Source organism: Candidatus Omnitrophota bacterium (assembly GCA_040755155.1).
GTDB lineage: Bacteria > Hinthialibacterota > Hinthialibacteria > Hinthialibacterales > Hinthialibacteraceae > JBFMBP01.
In genome coordinates this window covers 1-17205 of sequence record JBFMBP010000080.1, presented here as the reverse complement: position 1 = coordinate 17205, position 17205 = coordinate 1, and the positions used below count along the sequence as shown (strand labels likewise).

Here is a 17205-nt window from a genome sequence, read left to right as displayed (position 1 = left end):
CCACGACCAGAAGTTCGATCAAGGTGAATCCGCATAGCCGTCTCATGGCCTCTTCTCCTTTCCGGCATCCGGTCCGTTCGTCATTCCTCCCGCAACAGACTCTATCTATAAGAATATATGAAAAGAATGAAAGTGAAAACCTGATGTTCAACTAAGCAGTTATTCGCGGATGCTTAACCGGGATAAACAGGAAGGGGCGCGATAGCCGCGCCCCTTCGGCAATGATCTCTTTTTAATCAAGGGCAAAAACAACTTTTGCCCTTGCCACCCAACCTCTTTTTTATAATAAGGCAAGTTGGCTATTCCTTCACGATCGTAACCTCGCTGAAACTGCATTTAAGGTTGATGCGGCCTTTGCCTTCGCCGATGACGCCGGATACGCTATTCGACATCATCTCTTTTTTCTCTTTCAATCCTTCCGGCGCTTTGATGGAACCCATGCTGGCTGACGCTTTAATTTCACCCGCATAATCTGTCGGCAGTTTCAGATTCACGGCGCCGAAGGAGAATTTCCCGTTTATTTCCGCTTCCTTCGTCAAGCCTGAGATGTCCGATTGGCCGAATTGCACGTCCAAGTCCATTTTGCCCGACCAGCCGTCGATGGTGGGGCCGCCGAATTCGCAGCGCAATTTGCCGTCGCCGATATGGTTGACGACAATCAAGGAGCCGAATTTGTTCTTTAAATCCAGCTCGCCCCGTACGTTCTTCACGTCAAGAGAACCGAATTCGTTTTCGCACTGGATATTCGTCGAGACGCTTTCGATCAGCACGTCGCCGAATTGATTCTTCAATTCAATCGACGCCAACGCCGGCGCGAATAACTTAACCTTGCACGCCTTAATCCTTTGGTTGTCGTCTTTGGTATGGTCTTTCATCGGCGGCGCCGTTATCGTCAGCTCATCGTCTTTCGATTCGAAAGAAACCTCCATTTCATCGAGCAGCTTCTGCGCTTCATCTTTATCCGGCGCCCCGGCGATTAATTCCACTTCGGCGCGCAGGCTTTGACCCGGTTCCGCCGGGACGATGACGAGAGAAGCGAAGGGGCCATGCGCAATGAGACGAGTTTTTTCGTTCGTCTCGAAAGTTTTATCGAATTTCTTCGCTACGGTTTCGCCTTTGAAATCCTTCAAAGAAGAGTTAATGCCGCCTATAGGAGGCACATAGGGCATTTTCGGCATTTTTATGGGCGGGATGGGAGGAATGGGAGGAATTTCCATAACGATTTCGGGAATTTCTATCGCCATATTGGATAAGCTCTCGGCTATGTCGGAGAAATCCAATTTGTGTTTCCTCATTTCCTCTATAAACTTCTCCATCGCCTTTTTGACGTTCTCTTTTTGCCCCTTTACCGCTTTCATCTTTTCCTTGACTTGTTTCGTCTGTTCTCGAACTTGAGCCATTTGGGCGTTTATGGCTTCGCTGATTTCATCGGTCGTTTCGCCGATCGATTCCGTGGAAACCTCTTCCGCCAACGGGGAAATTCCGCAGGGCAAGCCGAAGAGAAAAGCCGCAATGACGATTGGAATTATTTTATTTTTCAACATGTTCGTCCTCCTATTTAATAATCGAGTGAAGAATTGTTCTCCCGCCTCATTACTTCGCATTCCACGATCGCATCTCTACGCCCTCCGGGAGAGGAGAAGGACGAGAGGAATCATCGACAAAGCCCCGCTATTTTCCGCTGGGGAAGCGGTATATAAAAAGAAAAGAAGACGCCGCCGGATCCGGTTAGATTTCGATGTCTTTCTTTTTCGCCGTTCCTAAACCCGCGCCGGACGGCGCGGATTCTTTCTCGTTTTCCAAGGAAGCGCACAGCCCGGCCAGCGTACGGATATTTTGATAGATGGCTTCGCAGAATCCGCGCTGGGCGACGGGGTTTCCCTGGTTTTGCTTGTAGTAGGCTTCGATCACTTGAGACGAATATCTCACCTGTTCTATAGGGTATTGCCAGGCGGCGAAGGAATCTTGCGATTCCGCGTCGCCTTCTTTACGCAGAAGCGTTTCCAATTGATCGAGCAAGCCGTTTTGAACCTTGACCAACGACGCGAAGGCGTTGGGAGCGGGAGAATAGTTCTTCATCCCATTGCCTATCCATAATCCCGCCGCAAAGACGGCGAGCAAAATCGCCGCCGCCGCGCCCGCCGTAACCAGAGAGAAACGGCGATACGGCTTGCGGGACGTTCTTTCCGCCGCCGCCAGGCATTTCGCCGCCAACAGCGCCGGAACGGTTGGAGGAAGCAGCGTCTGTAAGAAGTTCAAATGAGCGGCTATGCGCTCCGCTTCCAGGCGGCAGGCTTCGCATTCCGCCGTATGCGCTTCGATCTCGCGCTGTTGTTTTTCCTCCAGAACGCCAGTTTTTCCTAGACGGGTTTCGACGAAGAATAACAATTGTTTTCGGATGGAATGGCATACGGGTCTCATAGTTCGCCTCTATTCGTAAAGCCGCAGATCGGATAATTTCGACCGCAGTTCCTCTTCCGCCCGATAGGCGATGGATTTGACCGTCGCTTCCGGCTTTCCTATGACGGAAGAAATTTCGCGATAAGACAATCCTTCGAAATAGCGCAGAATCAAAACGCCCCTTTTCGCCGGCTTCAACGTCGCAAGGATTTTTTCCACGATCTCTTCTTTCCGCTTTTCGTGCATCCGGTCTCTTGGCGTCTCTCCAGCGTCCGGCTCCGCCGCTTCATGCTCGTCCATCAACGGCAGGACGATGCGCCGCACCTTACGCCAGCGAATCAGCGAGATGGCCTTGCGGCGGGCAATAGTGAACAGATAAGGCAAGGGGCTAACGTCCGTCCGCAGTTTTCTTCGATTTTTATGCGCCTCGCAAAAGGTCTCTTGCGTCAAATCTTCCGCGTCTTCGGCAGAGTAAACCATCCGTTTCAGAAAGCCGTAAACGCGTCCGGAATACCGTTCCGTCAGTAATGCAAAAGCGCTATCATCGCCCTGGGCCGTCCGGAGCAGGATTTCCCGATCCTCATCGATTTCTATGGATGTCTGCAATTTGGCGGCGGCGATCATCATTTAACATTCATCTTTCAAAAAGTCTTTCGCGGGAGAAGGAGAAAAAGTTGCATTTCCATAAAAAAACCCGAATAAAAGAAAAAATCAACGGTTGATTCTATATGGAGTTACGCCGGTTCGCCCATAGATTTCCAACAAATTCGCCGCCGAGACGCAAAAAAATTCGATCGTTTTTCAAAGGTTCGCTATACTATATTTAGGAAAGGGCGATGCTTGGATTAGACGATCCAACGGATCTATCGTATATCGCCAAAATAGCGAATTCATTCTCAGCTATTTTAAAAAGGATTCTTCACGAACCTTTTCCGGCGACGAAAGTTATGATATAGAAAATTGTCTCGCATGTTATAATAAACGGGATTACGCTTCTTCTCTTTTTTTCCGCTCAGGGTTGATGAATCGCTCCTGAAAAAACGGCTAAAGGAAAAACAAGCATTCCATCACTGCCGCGAAGGAGGCGACGACAGCGGTTCTTGACGTGCAGGGAGAATGAGGGATTTTTTTTCTTTATGACGCAAAGTTTCGGGGTACTTGATTGGCCTTTCCGATATTAATAGAGGAGCATCGGAAGCCTGGGAGTGCCCCGAAATTTTATTAAAATCTTCCCCGCGTTCCCCCCAAAAGCCGCTTTGGATTCCTTTTTAAGACGCCAAATTGCTAACTCTTTGAATTTTGTTGTTTTATCATTGACAAGTTCTTGGTTTCTGATATATTATTTTCATTCCGGAATGGGAAGATTTTTCTCATACTCGGTTTTCTGGATTTAATTTTTTTTAGGGAATCCATCTTTATTTTTACCTGAATTGGCGATAGCGTAGCAGTGATTTCCGATATAATGTCCGAAACGAAATGCGAGTTGAGGGGAAAAAACATTTTACGGAAATGAATGGGATATCGACGCTCAAAAAAACAAACCTGATCGGATCGGGGATGTTCATAAAAGACAAGTATATAATTCCGCTCATCCTTCTTATTGCTGCCGATTTGTGCGTATTTGTTTCCGCCTTTATATCGGCTTATTTCATCCGGTTCTATACGGGGATTTTCTTATTGGTTCCGCCTCCATCCCCTCCTTATATACCGGAATTCGCTTCCTATCTGCTCCTAGCCGTCATCATCGCCCTCTTATCCGTTCTCATCTTCGCTCATTTCGGATTCTACGAACGGCGAGTGGGATTGGATCGCAACGTTCAGGCGGGAGCGCTATTGCTCGCTATTCTGGTTACGTACATTTTTATCATGGCCATACTCTTCAATTACCGGGGCATTTCCTATTCGCGCCTCACCGTGGCCCTCGCCATTCCTATTACATGCGTGGGAATCGTAATCGCGCACGATCTCCTAAAGCGGCTGCAATTTTTCATGATAAGAAAAGGCATTATCTTCTTTAAAACCATTCTTGTCGGACCGCAATGGCGTTGCCAGGAAATCAACCAAAAATTGCAGGAACATCACGGATCGCAATTCCAGGTTCTCGGCTACGTCTCCACGGAAGACGAACCGGATCGCAGCCAAGCCCTCATTCCCTGTCTTGGTTCCAAAAAACAATTAGCAAAGATTCTGCGTAAAGAATCGGTGGACAATATCGTAATCGCCATGTCTCCCGACGATCCTCAATCCGTTCTCCAAATCATGAAAATATGCACCGTCCATAACGCGCCTTACCGCGTGATTCCCGAACTCTACGATCACCTATGCCAATTCATCGATTTTCAGGAAATCAAGGCGATGCCCACTATTCCTTTCGGCGAAACGCCGTTAGCGTTCAACAACACCGGCTGGTTGGCCAAGCGCCTGATCGACATCATCATCTCCAGCGTGGCGTTGGTCGTTTCGGCGCCGTTGATGGCGATCATCGCCATTCTCATCCGACTCGATTCCAAAGGTTCGATTTTCTTTGTCCAAGAACGCGTAGGCAACGACGGGCGCACCTTCAACATGTATAAATTCCGCTCCATGATCGATCACGCCGAACGCAACACCGGCCCCAAATGGGCTACGGCGAAAGATCCCCGCACCACCAAGATCGGACGCTTCATCCGCAAGTACAATATTGACGAATTGCCCCAATTCATTAACGTTCTTCGCGGGGATATGAGTCTCGTCGGCCCCCGTCCCGAACGGCCCTATTTCGTCAACAAATTCAAGGAAGAGATTCCCTACTATATGCGCCGCCATCTGGTCAAAACCGGTCTCACCGGCTGGGCGCAGGTAAACGGATGGCGCGGCGACACCTCCGTCATGGAACGCACCCGCTACGATCTCTATTACGTAGAGAATTGGTCCCTCATGCTGGATCTGAAGATCATCCTGAAAACCCTCACCTCCTTCAAAAACGCTTATTGAGACTTCGCAGCGGCGTAGGCGTTACGCGAACATCCGCCTATCGTTCTTTTTGTCGATTCGAGATACGATAAAATCGAAGAGTGGAAAATGATATTTAATATTTTCTTTCAAGAACAGAGTAAATCTCCGAGCGTAGAGTTATTATTACCGGAGAAAATCTATCTCGAGAGGTTATATCATGTACGAGAAAGCAGAGGATCAAGTTGAATCATTCCGTAAGGCGGTAGAGAACTTATTTACTGATATCGAATCATGGCTCTCCCCCTCGCCATTGAAAACCCGTCGCGAAGAAATACAAATTAACGAAGAAGCCTCCGGGGCGTATACTATTCAAAAACTATTGATCGAAGACGCCTCTGGAAAGAAAATCGCCGAGCTGGTTCCCGTGGCGGCTTTCGTCGTAAGCGCCGATGGAAGAGTCGATTTGAATGGAAGATATGACAAAGCGATAATCTTCTATGAAGAAGCAGGCGGACTATCGCTTACGACTTCGATAACGAATGACGGACGAACGGAAACTTCAAGGGTGTCGCTCTTTAAGGGGATCGACAAGAAAGGTTGGTATTATATTGGAGATGCCTTGCTCGGCAGAGCGCACTTCGTAGATAAAGAACTGTTTTTCGATCTTTTGGAGGGAGTTTCCGATTATGTCATCGAAAAACGTTCTTGATCCGATTTGGAGATCGTATAAGACGACTATCGATTGTTTAAAAATAGCCGAGCGAGTATTAGAAAATGAAAATATTAGTTTGAAGGAAAAAACAAAATTCGCCGAATGGGAAAAGGAAGAAGCTGAAGATAGGATATATGAAAGCCGCACGTTTGCAGACGATCACGTGATCGTTTCCTTGTGGGCGGTTTTTGAAAGAAAACTTCTTGATTATTTGCAGAAGGAGGGCAATAGGCTGCTGCTAGGAGCAGCAACGAATTTCAGCCTGCAAGTTCATCGAAAAATCGAAAGCGAAATGGAATACTGGAAAAGCGACGACATTCTCAATATTTTTAAAACGGTTGTCGATCCGGATTTAATAGGCAACGCGAAGCAAGTTAAAAAGTATAGGGACTGGATTGCGCATAAGAATCCAAACAAAAACGCTCCCTCGAATATATCTCCACTAGGAGCTTATGAAATTCTTAAAAAAATAATAATGGATTTAGAAAGTGCGATGTAGCCTGTCGTTTAATTATTCAAGTAAACTTAATCGTCCCAGCAAGGTTTTTCAACAATACTAAAAGATTTGCGCCTAGGCGTTTCATCATGCAAAATCCCATGAAACCGACAAGATTATTCCTCTTCGCCGCCCTCTTTTGGAGCGGCTGCGAAGAGAGCCGGGACGCCCTTCTCTCCCAAGCGGACGCTTGTATGCAAAAGCAAGAATTGGCCGAAGCTTCCGCCCTTTATCTCGCCCTCTACCATCGCAATCCATTCGATGCCGATGCGCTCCTTGGTCTGATGAAAACCTCCCATAGGCAAGAAAACGAGGAAGAATATATTCATTGGTCGCTCGAACTGCTGAAAGTGCAGCCCTGGAACCGCGAGGCCAATCTCGCCGCTGCGCCCTATTTCGCCAGGCAGGGTAAATGGGATGACGCTATGGTTAGCGTCCTGATGGCTTTTCAGGATTCCGTCTTTAAAGAAGAAAAACTCGAGACGATCGAGGTTCTCCAGAAGATTACCACCGGCATCCAAGCGGACATTCAAACGAAGCGCAAGGAGAAATCATGACGGAAGCCAATCGGCGCCTCGCTTTCGAAGAGGCGATTGAACTCTTCCGTTCCGACGACTGGCTGCAGCTCGGCGAACGGGCGCATCGAATGCGCTTGCAGCTCGCGCCTCCCGACGCCGTAACCTACGTCGTCGACCGCAATATCAATTACACCAACATCTGCGCCGCCCATTGCGATTTCTGCGCCTTCGCCCGTCCGATCAAGGACGAGGAAGGCTATGTTCTGACTATGGACGAGATGTATCAGAAAATCGGCGAACTGGTCCGCGTTGGAGGAACTCAGGTTTTATTGCAAGGAGGATTGCATCCTAAATTGCCCCTCTCTTTTTATTGCGAAATGCTGCGTGAAATCAAAAAGCGCTTCGATGTGGATCTGCACGCCTTTTCCGCCCCGGAGATCGTCCATTTTTCCAAAATTACGAAAACGCCGATCGCCGCCATCCTTTCGGAATTGCGGCAAGCGGGTTTGAATTCCATTCCCGGCGGCGGGGCCGAAATACTCAGCGACCGCGTGCGCAAAGCGATCACGCGCGGCAAATGCCTGACCGCCGAATGGCTCGCCGCGCATGAAGAAGCTCACAAGCTGGGAATGCGCACTACTGCTACCATGATGTTCGGCCATATCGAAACCATCGAAGAGCGCGTCGAACACTTGGAGCATATCCGGCGGCTGCAAGATCGCACCGGCGGCTTCACCGCCTTCATTCCTTGGACTTTCCAAGGACGGCATACCCGCATGGAAGAAGTTTCCGAATCGGGCGCAGTGGATTACCTTAAAACTTTAGCTATCTCCCGCCTCTATTTGGACAATGTCGCCAACCTGCAAGCCTCGTTTATCACCCAGGGTAAGCAGGTGGGGCAAATGGCTTTATTTTTCGGCGCCAACGACATGGGCGGGGCGATGATGGAAGAAAACGTCGTTGCCGCCACCGGCGTCCACAATTGCAGTAACGAAAACGAATTGCGCAAACTCATCGAAGACGCCGGATTCATCCCCCGCAAACGCAACACGCTTTACCAGATATTGAACTAATTCCCTCTAGTCCGCTATTCTTTTTTTATTATTATTTAAATCATCTATCAAATCAATGAAGAAACGTTTCTAACTCTTTATCCGGGAAGGAGTAACGTTTGTCGCGAAATTTTTGGATTTTCTCCTCCATACATTGAAACCTCTTTTCCCCCATCGTATAATCGCAACGCTTGACGGAAGCGGGGACTTATAACCGCTAAGCCAAACTACGCTCGAGTCCGAAGGAGACAGCGCCGAGCGCTGATATTCCCCGGATTCCGGCGCAGCGAAAATGCGTGAACTTTTGGGAGAGAACGCGCTCATACATCTGAGCGGCAATGAGGAAATCTGAAAGGAGAAGAAGTAACAATGGCCAATTCAAACAATTATCCATTACCGGATTACTTGCGTTCGGCCAAGCCGAATCCGCAAGAGAATAGGGCGCCTTGGTACACTAACACGGCGCCTTCCTACGCGGGGATTTTTTTATGGATCGCCTTCTACGATCAGTTGGCGGGCGGAACGTTGAACGTCGGCGGCATTACGGCGGCGGTCATCGGATTAGTTGTTGCGGCGTTTTTGGCGTTTCTCTTGTTTTACCTGGCGCCCGCTCTTTGGGGCATGAAAACCGGCTATCCGTTGTACATCATCGGCTCCTCCACCTTCGGCGATAAGGGCGGCTATTTTCTGCCCGGCCTTTTTATGGGAGTTCTCCAAGTTGGTTGGTACAGCGTCGGCACCTACTTCGCCACGCAATTCATTCTGAACTGCATTTACGGCGCGGCGGCGGCTCCTGGTCCCAAGACGATCACATTCATCATCGCAGGCATCGTTTGGGGCTACGCTTTCGCCATCATCGGCTTGAAAGGGATTCAGTACGTCGCGAAAATATCGACCTATTTCCCCATCGTACCTACGCTCATGCTGCTTTACGCCTTGTTCTGCGGCGCGAAAGGCATCTCGCAGTTCGATCTTTCCAGCATCGATTATTCCAAGATCGCCGCTGACGCCAAAAAGGGAGTGGAAAATCCCACATTCATGCTGGGCATTCTAATGATGATCCAGTTGGTTATCGGCTTCACCGCCACGGCGGGCGCCGCCGGAGCCGATTTCGGCATGAATAATCGTAATAAAAAAGATGTTTTCATGGGCGGCCTCGTCGGCATTGCTGGCGCCATTATCTTCTGCGGCGTGCTTCCCATTCTCACCATCGCCGGTTTGATGGCGTTGACGCCCGATATGGCTTATGCCACCGAAAACGCTTGGACTTTCAGCCAAGCCATCGGCAGCCTCGCGGGCGGACGCCTTATGTTCCTTCTCTTCGCCATCGCCTCTATGGCGCCGGCGTGTTTCTGCTCCTTCATCATCGCCAACAGCTTCTCCACCATGATCCCCAGCGTCTCGCGCGCGGCCTGGACCATGGGCGGAGCGACCATCGGCATCATCCTCGCCGTAACCGGCGCGGCGGGACAATTGGGAGCGTTCTTCGGCCTGATCGGCGCCTGCTTCGGACCCGTTTGCGGCGCTATGACGGCGGACTACATCCTCTGTGGCGGCATTTGGCCCGGCCCCAGAAAGGGAATCAATCTAGCAGGTTATATAGCCGTTATTGTCGGATTCATCGTAGGCATTATACCAAGTTTACCAGCGGGAAGTATGCTTGTGCTTGGTATTCCACCAATTATGTTGTCTATACCTATTATGGGTACTATTGCTCCTGCTGCACTTTACTCCTACATCGTCGGTTTCATTGTTTACTTATTTTTAGCTTTATCGGGATTACAACCCGAAGCGATTTCGATGAATCAGGAAAAATAAATACCGATCGATGGGATCGAATAAAATCGTCAGGGGCGAGGGATATCTCGCGCCCCTGGTTTTTATAGTAATACTGACCTGCATTGAGATCGTTGTTTTAAAAATTCCTCTCCCAAGATGGGGAGAGGTTGGGTGAGGGTTGATATTATTAGACTTATAATCCCCTCACCCTAACCCTCTCCCAGAGGGCGAGGGAACTTTATGTCACATTCTTAATAAGAGTTGGTATAACTCATTTCACTCTACCCCTTAAGCGGTTGCAGGAGGCCTTAAGATGAGCGATGACTTGGAAATAGTGCGCGGCAGCGGAAATGTATGGCGGGATTTTAACTATCCTGACGCCGACATACGGCAAGCGAAAAGCGTTGTTGCCGCCCAGATTATTCGTATTCTGGAAGATAAAAAATTATCCACGCGCGAAGCCGCGCGGCGTACGGGTTTCGCGGCGGCGGATTTCTCCCGCATCCGCAATGCGGATTTCGGGCGCTTTACATTGGATCGTCTTATTCGCATACTCCTTTCTCTAGACAGGGAATTGGAAGTGGAACTCGCCATCCAGCCGAGGACGATAACCAACCAACTTCCATCGCATGCGTACGGAGATTAGAGAAGGATTAAAACCGCCTGTTTAGAGCAATTTTTGCAATTCCGCTATTCGCCGGATTGGCTTCTCTCCCACTTCACGATCGCCGCTTGGCCGCCGCCCGCCATTCCCGGCAGCATTCCTAAAGGCCCGACCATTCCCGGTCCCCGGTCTCTCCTTCTCTGTGGATCGGCGCCACGCGCTTCTCTCGGCTCCCTTCTCGGCGCGCCGGGAGGAGGATGGATTCCTATATCGATTTCGCAGACGATGTTGGCGCGATCGTTTTCAGGAATGAGCGCCAGGATCGCATCCTTATCGCCGATCCAATAAATGGAATGCTTGTTAGCCGCCCATCGATCCAAATCGCGCAACAAGACTTCCGACAATCCCTTTCCCGATTCGTTTCGATAATGCTCCATATTTTTCGCTTTTTCATCGAACGAAAAAAGGCTGTGCATAGCTTCGAGATCGAGACCCGGCCCCGGTCCTTGTTCGCCGCTCGGCGGCGCTTCCGGTATGGGAGATTTTCCCGTGAAATAACTTTCCTCGGCCAATTTCCATTTTCCGAACGATTCCAAATATTGATTGACGATCATCGGCGCGATGACGATCGCATCCGCTTCGACGCGTTCTTCGATGGCGCTTGTAATGTTGGCTAGTTGTTTATGCATATGCTTTTGCGGCAGTAAAAACAAGATGGTCATGGCCAAGCCGGCGATCGTATTCAATACCATCAGCGCGATGACGATTTTCTTTCCATATTTCCACTGGCGGGTAGAGTATTGCATGCCCAGCCGCGCCGCCGCCGCTGCATAAAGGTAAAACGTCGGCATCAGGAAGCGCAGCGACGGATCGGGAAAGAAATAAGCCATGTAAAGAATCATCAGAGGCAGAGCCAGGCCAAGCAGCAATATCCCTTCCTTTCTCGCTTCGCTGGACCGCGCCATCTGAAACATGCCCCAAAGCCCAAGCGGAAAGAAAGGCCCCAATCCCGCGAATGTGGCGAGAAGAGGATAGTAAAGCGCTTTCTGGAAAAAATATTTCCACCCAAATAACGAGAAATTTCCCGACGATTCGTAGCCCGTTATCAAAACCGAACCGAAAACCAGGCAATTATGCCATCCCATCAACGCAGCCGGGATCAAGGCTCCCAAAATAGCTAACAAAAACGCCGCGTAAAATCGGCGCTCGTTCTTCCAATGCATCAAAACAAATAGAGCGATGGCAGGGGCGAAGACGGCCTCGGCGTAATGCAGCGCGGGAATCATCCCCAACAGCAAACCCACCAGAAAAATCCAGCCGGGCTTATCGCTCTTCGACCATAGCGCCAAAAAGAACAAACCCCAAACCAGGAAAAAAGCGATGGCCGGATGCGCATCGCTTTGAAACGTCCAGACATTGGCCACCGGATTAACGGCCATAACCGCAACCGCCAAAACCGCCCATAATTCGTCCGCCCACAGTCTGACCAAGGCAAACAATCCCGCCAACGTCAACGTCGTAAGCAAAGGGTTGAACGCGAGCATCCACGGCGGCCCGCCCAACCAATAGAGAGGCGACAGCAGCAAGGGAAGCCCCGGCGGGTAGCGGCTTATGATCCTGCCGTCGCCGAGCGTTCGCCAGTGCGGCCCGGAAAATTGCAAGGAAGACTCGGCGCGATAGGCGGAGCTGCCGAGATTGACGATATACTGAGCCTGCGCCAAATAACCGTTAGCGTCCGCCCCCGCGCAAGCCGGTTCGTAAAAAGACGCCATCAAAGAGCCGTGAAGCGCCAGCAATAAACAAAGAGCGAATTTCGGCCTAAACAAGAGGGAGAGAATTTTATTCATGAAGTTGCGTAGGGCAGGCTCAAAGCGAGACGTAGCCCGCTGCTTATTTCTCTTTGCCTAAACTTAAAAAATCGTATTTATCGCTGCTCGCGGATTCGTATATATAATAGTTATTCCATATTTGACTCACCATTTTATCGTTAAGTAAATATATATCCGTTTTATTGCCTTTTTGCCCATCATCTAATCCATATTCGATTCCCATACCCCCCCGAATTGATAAAATATATCTTGCGTGAGGTTTATCTCCTTCTTTTAAACGTCTCCATCGTACAATATCAATCTTTTCTCCTTTTGGTATATTCTCATCAATTTTTTGGCAGACATCTTTCCATTTGTTACTATCGTATATATTTCCATCTTTATCTTTTAAATAATACTTGCAGTGTATTTCTACTTTTGGATATGGATTCTGAAATTGATACACAGTTTTCAAATATGTGTTAAACGCATCTTTGTACCATGTTTTACCCGGATCAAAGTAAGGATCAATAAATTTTATTTTATTTGCATGTTTGAAAAGCGGCTCAGCTATTCTGGCTATTGTTTCAGAATTTTTCTGAATTCTCATTGTCTTATCGATTTTCCAAACCGGATGGTCTTCATAGATATCTTGAGAAAGATAGAAATTATCTTCTTCAAAATTTCGATCCGAATTATGGATGACAGCATAAAATTGATTCTTTTTGTTTTCAATTATTGCGTTATCGATCCATGAGATTTCATCTTGATAATGTCTATTCGATGGTACGCAAAGTCGATTCAACTTTTCAACACATCTGTGATATTCAACCTGTTTAACATTCTTTTTTGCACATTCTTTAACTCTCGTAGACCATTTCATCGTAGATCCTTCCGAGGGAAAGTTAATCAATATTCTCCCATTTTCAAATCCTAAATGAAAAAGAAAAATTCGAATGTTGCACCAGTTATCAAGAACTTCGGGTTCGATTGCGTATTCCTTCCAAAGTTTTTCAGAACAATTCATCGGCGCGCTCCGTGAAAAAACCTGCTGGCCACCAGTCGATAAATTCGCCGTTTTTATCTACTTTCATTTCTTTTACGACGCTGCCATCTTCTCCCGGCTCTACATATAAAACGGCGATATCTTCGGGATGAATAGGGGATACATTCTCCGGCAATTCGCCCGCCGTGGTTTCTCGTATTCTTCGCAATAACCGAAGAATCAAATGCTCGCTATGGGTTTCGATGAGAAATTTATTCTTATTCTCGCCCAGCGCCGAATTGATGAACAAATCGCCCAGTTCCACTTGCATAGCGGGATGAAGATGCAACTCCGGCTGCTCGATGATGATAAATTCCTTTTGGCTAAGTATGGATTGCATGATAATGGGCAGCAATTGACTATAGCCAAATCCCACGTCCCTGATACTTGCTTCAACGCCATTGCGTTTATTTAGCATTCTAAGAGCGAAAATATCCGATTGCTTGATGCACGTCTCCTCATTGCCTTGTGAGTCGACATATTTTAAACGGGATACCTTCAATTCATAAGGAATCTCGAATCGCTTCATCGCGGCGTTTAAGTTGGCTAATTTTTCTGGATCATGATACAAAATCTGCGGCATCCATTCGCCGCTTCTGCCAACATTAACAGGCATATCTCCGGATACTCGATAATACCTTTCCGGCAGTTGCCGAAACGGCCCTAAATAAACGAGATTTTTTAGAAACAATTCAAAGCAAAGACCGGCTGAACCGGCAAGAATGGATGTAGGATGGATTGCCTCAGCATATTCAGTTCGTTCAACAATAGCATCCTCGGGAAGAAAATGGTTAATACGATTGTTTGGTCCAGGACAATATTCTGGTTCTTGTAAAAAAAACAAACAAGAAAGGATAAAACCAAGAGCACATTTTTTCTCGTATGTATTATCGAATTCCCGTTCTTTGATATGCAATTTTTCAAGCAAATCTTTAAATACATCTTCCGATGCTCTTATTCTATCAAAAAATAGTTCATAAAAAGGATGTATATTTTTGTATGTCAAACCATATAACTGATCTTGTATATATCCATTTTCTTGCGGCTCAAATATTCCAAAAGATTCTTCGCTTTCACCAAGATAAATCCTTATCTCGCTGATATTGATTTTAGAATCTGATTGATCTTGGCAGATATCAATAGATAATTTAAAATGGGTAAAATTATTTATTAGTGTTTCGAGAAATTCATATTTTTCAGGAAGTTCTCTATCCTGAAATTGAGAATAATTATCACAAGTGGATCCAGGAATAAAATTATTAGATTCCTTATCTTTGGGAAATTTAAAGACAACAGAAAATTTTAGATGTTTTGTCTTATCATTGTTGGAAATAAAATCTGAATAGGCACCTAAATCCACTAATGAGCCGTTACTGAGAAGAACGATTTGCTTACTTGTAGATTCAGTCAGCGTTTGTTTCAACATCAATAGGGATTGAATGATCGCCGATTTGCCAGATGAATTAGGACCAAAGATTAAGGTAATCGGCTTAAGCGGAATATTAGCCTTTTGGGAAATTGATTTAAAATTCCCAACTTCGTACTCATTAATGATTTCATTTACAATTTCTTTAAAGGCAAATCTATCGAAACCGTAATAGATGGACATATTATTTAGTTCCTTTTTATCTGTCCAGGGCGGGCTTTCCCGCCAAGCCCGCCCTGGTTCGCAAAACTTCACGCAGGCCGTATCTCGCGGTTCACTGGATCGAACGTCATCATGCGGCGTTTGACGCAGGCCATGTCGCCTAAAATCACCGCTACGCCTTGCATGTAGCCTTTGTCCATATCCGCGTTGGGCTGCTTGCAGTCGCGCATGGATTTCAGCCAGTTGACCATGTGATCGTCCTGCTTGATCTCTTCTAGGATCGTTCCTTCCTTGACTTTCTCCGGGTGTTCGCTGCCTTCGCCGGAAACGCGGGGATTGATGCCGTTTTTATCGTTGCCGTCGGGCATATCGATGCGCATGGTTCCCTTGGTACCGAAGATGAGGGTGTAGTCGTTGGCGGCGTTGCCGAAGTGAGTCGTGTACGAAGTCGTAAATCCTTCCTCGTAATCCAAGATGACCGTAATCGTGTCGGGGCAGGTGCGGCCTTCTTTGGAGGTCGGCGAATAGACGCCGCCGTGTCCCGTGGCGAAGCGCGGAAAGCCGCAGCCGGTGCAGTAGTGGAGAAAATCGCTGAAGTGGCTCATCCAGCCACCGACGGTGCCGTTGGAGAAATCGAGATAACCCATCCACGCTCCATGCTGATCCGAGTTGAAGGGGCGGTAGGGCCGGTTGTCCAAAAAGGCGGGCCAACGGGTATGATCTTCGCTTTCCGGCCCTTTATAGTTGTTCCAATAGGGATTGTAATGGCTGCGGCTCTCTTCCACCCGCAGAATCTTTCCCAACTGTCCCGATTGAATGAAGGCCCGCGTGGCGGCGGCGCCTTTGCTGCTGCGTCCTTGGGTGCCGTGCTGTACGATCTGGCCGGACGCCTTCACCACGTCGCAGGTTTGGTTCAACACGTCGAGATCGATGGCGATAGGCTTCTCGACATAGGCGTCCTTGCCCGCCCGCACGGCGTCCATTAAATGAGGGCAATGCAGATGGTCAGGCGTGGCGATGAGTACGGCGTCAATGTCGCGGCTCTCCAAAAGTTTGCGGTGATCGCGGTAGCGCGCCTGTTCGCCGCCGAAGCGCTCCTGAACGAAAGCGGCCGCCCGCTCCACCTGCTGATCCCACACGTCGCACACGGCGACGATCTTGGCGGGAACCTCCTGCGAGGCGCGATGAATCCAGCCCATGTGATGGGCGCCGCGCCCGCCGCAGCCGATGATGCCGATGCGGATCGAATCGTTCGCTCCCATGACGCGCTGCGCGCTGGCGGCGGTCCATCCAGCGGCCAGCGTTCCCGCCGCCGCTCCCGTTTTCAAAAAATCTCTCCGATTGGTTTTCTTTTCGCTTGACATAATTTTCTCCCTTTGTTATGCACAGATATTGATTTTCTTAAATTCCCGATGGTGGGCTACGCTTCGCTTTTAGCCCACCCTACGATTTAATGATTTCATTCAAATGTTCCAAGCTTTTCTTCGCCTGCTCGATGGTGCCGCACTCTACGGACAGAACAATGTTGCGCGGCAGCGTCTTCAACTTGGCGCAAATTTTCTTCCAATCGATGACGCCCTCGCCGCAGGCCACGCCGACGGGAACGCCGGTTACTTTGCCCCGCTCTTCCAACTGCACGCCGCCGATGTCTTTGGCGTGCACGTGATAGACGCGGTCGAGCACCTTATCCAGCATTTCGTAGGGATCGGTTCCCGCCATGTAGGCGTTGCCGCTGTCGTAGTTGATTTGCAGATAGGGCGAATCCACCAGGTTGGCGATGCGCAGCAGCCCTTCCGGAACTTTTGTGTAAATCTGGTGATCCTCAATGCCGACATAAATCCCATAGCGTTCCGCCGTCTTCATGACCTGGGTCAGGGTGTATTCCATGACGTTGAACGCCTGCTCGTCCGTCATCCAATCCGGCTTTACGCCCTCGTCGGTGTTGACGATGGGCGTTCCCAGGTCGGAAGCGAAACGGATGGCGCGCTGCAGATAGGGAACGCTGATTTCAGGACGCATCAGGGGGCAATGCCCCGAAAGCCCCGAAATCTTGACGCCGTTGCGGTCGCAAATCTCCTTCATCCACAAAGGATCTTCGTCCATGCTGAAGGAATGAAAATATCCCGCCTCGCTCAGCAGTTCGCGCCCGTTATGCACCATCGGTTCGATGTACTCATAGCCCAGCTCGGCGGCGATCTTCACGCCCGCCTCGAAGGATTTATCCGCGCTGCGCACGAATTCCATATTGACTCCCGCGTATAGATTGCCC

The 17205-nt window shown here is 48.8% G+C and carries 15 protein-coding genes; 7 read left to right on the top strand and 8 right to left on the bottom strand.

All coding sequences use genetic code 11. The features are described 5' to 3' along the window. Nucleotides 1-299: 299 nt before the first annotated feature. The 3 genes from AB1656_11025 to AB1656_11015 all read right to left on the bottom strand — a co-directional run bounded on the left by AB1656_11025 (nt 300) and on the right by AB1656_11015 (nt 3027). Nucleotides 300-1544 (bottom strand): DUF4097 family beta strand repeat-containing protein, encoded by a 1245-nt coding sequence (locus tag AB1656_11025; protein MEW6235910.1) that lies wholly within the window; start codon nt 1542-1544, stop codon nt 300-302. Nucleotides 1545-1728: 184 nt separating this feature from the next. Next, nucleotides 1729-2421 carry a zf-HC2 domain-containing protein gene (locus AB1656_11020; GenBank protein ID MEW6235909.1) on the bottom strand — a complete coding sequence of 231 codons (693 nt, stop codon included), beginning with the start codon at nt 2419-2421 and terminating at the stop codon, nt 1729-1731. Between the two features lie 9 nt (nt 2422-2430). Then, on the bottom strand, nt 2431-3027 hold the full coding sequence (locus AB1656_11015) for an RNA polymerase sigma factor (GenBank protein ID MEW6235908.1): 597 nt from the start codon (nt 3025-3027) through the stop codon (nt 2431-2433). An 882-nt stretch (nt 3028-3909) separates the two neighbouring features. Between AB1656_11015 and AB1656_11010 the strand changes: the two genes are divergently transcribed. The 7 genes from AB1656_11010 (at nt 3910) to AB1656_10980 (ending at nt 10537) form a co-directional block, all read left to right on the top strand. Beyond that, on the top strand, nt 3910-5373 hold the full coding sequence (locus AB1656_11010) for an undecaprenyl-phosphate glucose phosphotransferase (GenBank protein MEW6235907.1): 1464 nt from the start codon (nt 3910-3912) through the stop codon (nt 5371-5373). A gap of 178 nt (nt 5374-5551) precedes the next feature. Beyond that, on the top strand, nt 5552-6043 hold the full coding sequence (locus tag AB1656_11005; protein MEW6235906.1) for a hypothetical protein: 492 nt from the start codon (nt 5552-5554) through the stop codon (nt 6041-6043). Then, entirely contained in the window at nt 6021-6545 is a 525-nt protein-coding gene (locus AB1656_11000; GenBank protein MEW6235905.1) for a hypothetical protein, read from the top strand. The genes AB1656_11005 and AB1656_11000 overlap by 23 nt, the downstream gene beginning before the upstream one ends. An 86-nt stretch (nt 6546-6631) precedes the next feature. After that, on the top strand, nt 6632-7099 hold the full coding sequence (locus AB1656_10995; protein MEW6235904.1) for a hypothetical protein: 468 nt from the start codon (nt 6632-6634) through the stop codon (nt 7097-7099). Then, nucleotides 7096-8133 carry a cyclic dehypoxanthinyl futalosine synthase gene (mqnC, locus tag AB1656_10990; protein ID MEW6235903.1) on the top strand — a complete coding sequence of 346 codons (1038 nt, stop codon included), beginning with the start codon at nt 7096-7098 and terminating at the stop codon, nt 8131-8133. Before AB1656_10995 ends, mqnC begins: the two co-directional genes overlap by 4 nt. Nucleotides 8134-8481: 348 nt before the next feature. Next, entirely contained in the window at nt 8482-9930 is a 1449-nt protein-coding gene (locus AB1656_10985) for a cytosine permease (GenBank protein MEW6235902.1), read from the top strand. A 274-nt stretch (nt 9931-10204) separates the two neighbouring features. Then, nucleotides 10205-10537 (top strand): helix-turn-helix transcriptional regulator, encoded by a 333-nt coding sequence (locus AB1656_10980; GenBank protein MEW6235901.1) that lies wholly within the window; start codon nt 10205-10207, stop codon nt 10535-10537. 44 nt (nt 10538-10581) lie between these two features. Here AB1656_10980 and AB1656_10975 read toward each other — a convergent pair whose 3' ends face one another. From AB1656_10975 to AB1656_10955, 5 genes are all read right to left on the bottom strand, one after another. After that, the gene (locus AB1656_10975; protein MEW6235900.1) at nt 10582-12342 is read right to left on the bottom strand and encodes a glycosyltransferase family 39 protein; all 1761 of its coding nucleotides are present in this window, start codon (nt 12340-12342) and stop codon (nt 10582-10584) included. 43 nt (nt 12343-12385) lie between these two features. After that, nucleotides 12386-13330, bottom strand: coding sequence for a hypothetical protein (locus AB1656_10970; protein MEW6235899.1), 945 nt, complete (start codon nt 13328-13330; stop codon nt 12386-12388). Further along, nucleotides 13317-14957, bottom strand: a complete 1641-nt coding sequence (locus AB1656_10965) for an AAA family ATPase (protein MEW6235898.1) — start codon at nt 14955-14957, stop codon at nt 13317-13319. Before AB1656_10965 ends, AB1656_10970 begins: the two co-directional genes overlap by 14 nt. A 68-nt stretch (nt 14958-15025) precedes the next feature. Further along, nucleotides 15026-16300, bottom strand: coding sequence for a Gfo/Idh/MocA family oxidoreductase (locus tag AB1656_10960; protein ID MEW6235897.1), 1275 nt, complete (start codon nt 16298-16300; stop codon nt 15026-15028). Nucleotides 16301-16379: 79 nt separating this feature from the next. After that, the coding region (locus AB1656_10955) for a sugar phosphate isomerase/epimerase (protein ID MEW6235896.1) at nt 16380-17205 on the bottom strand (826 nt) is incomplete at its 5' end.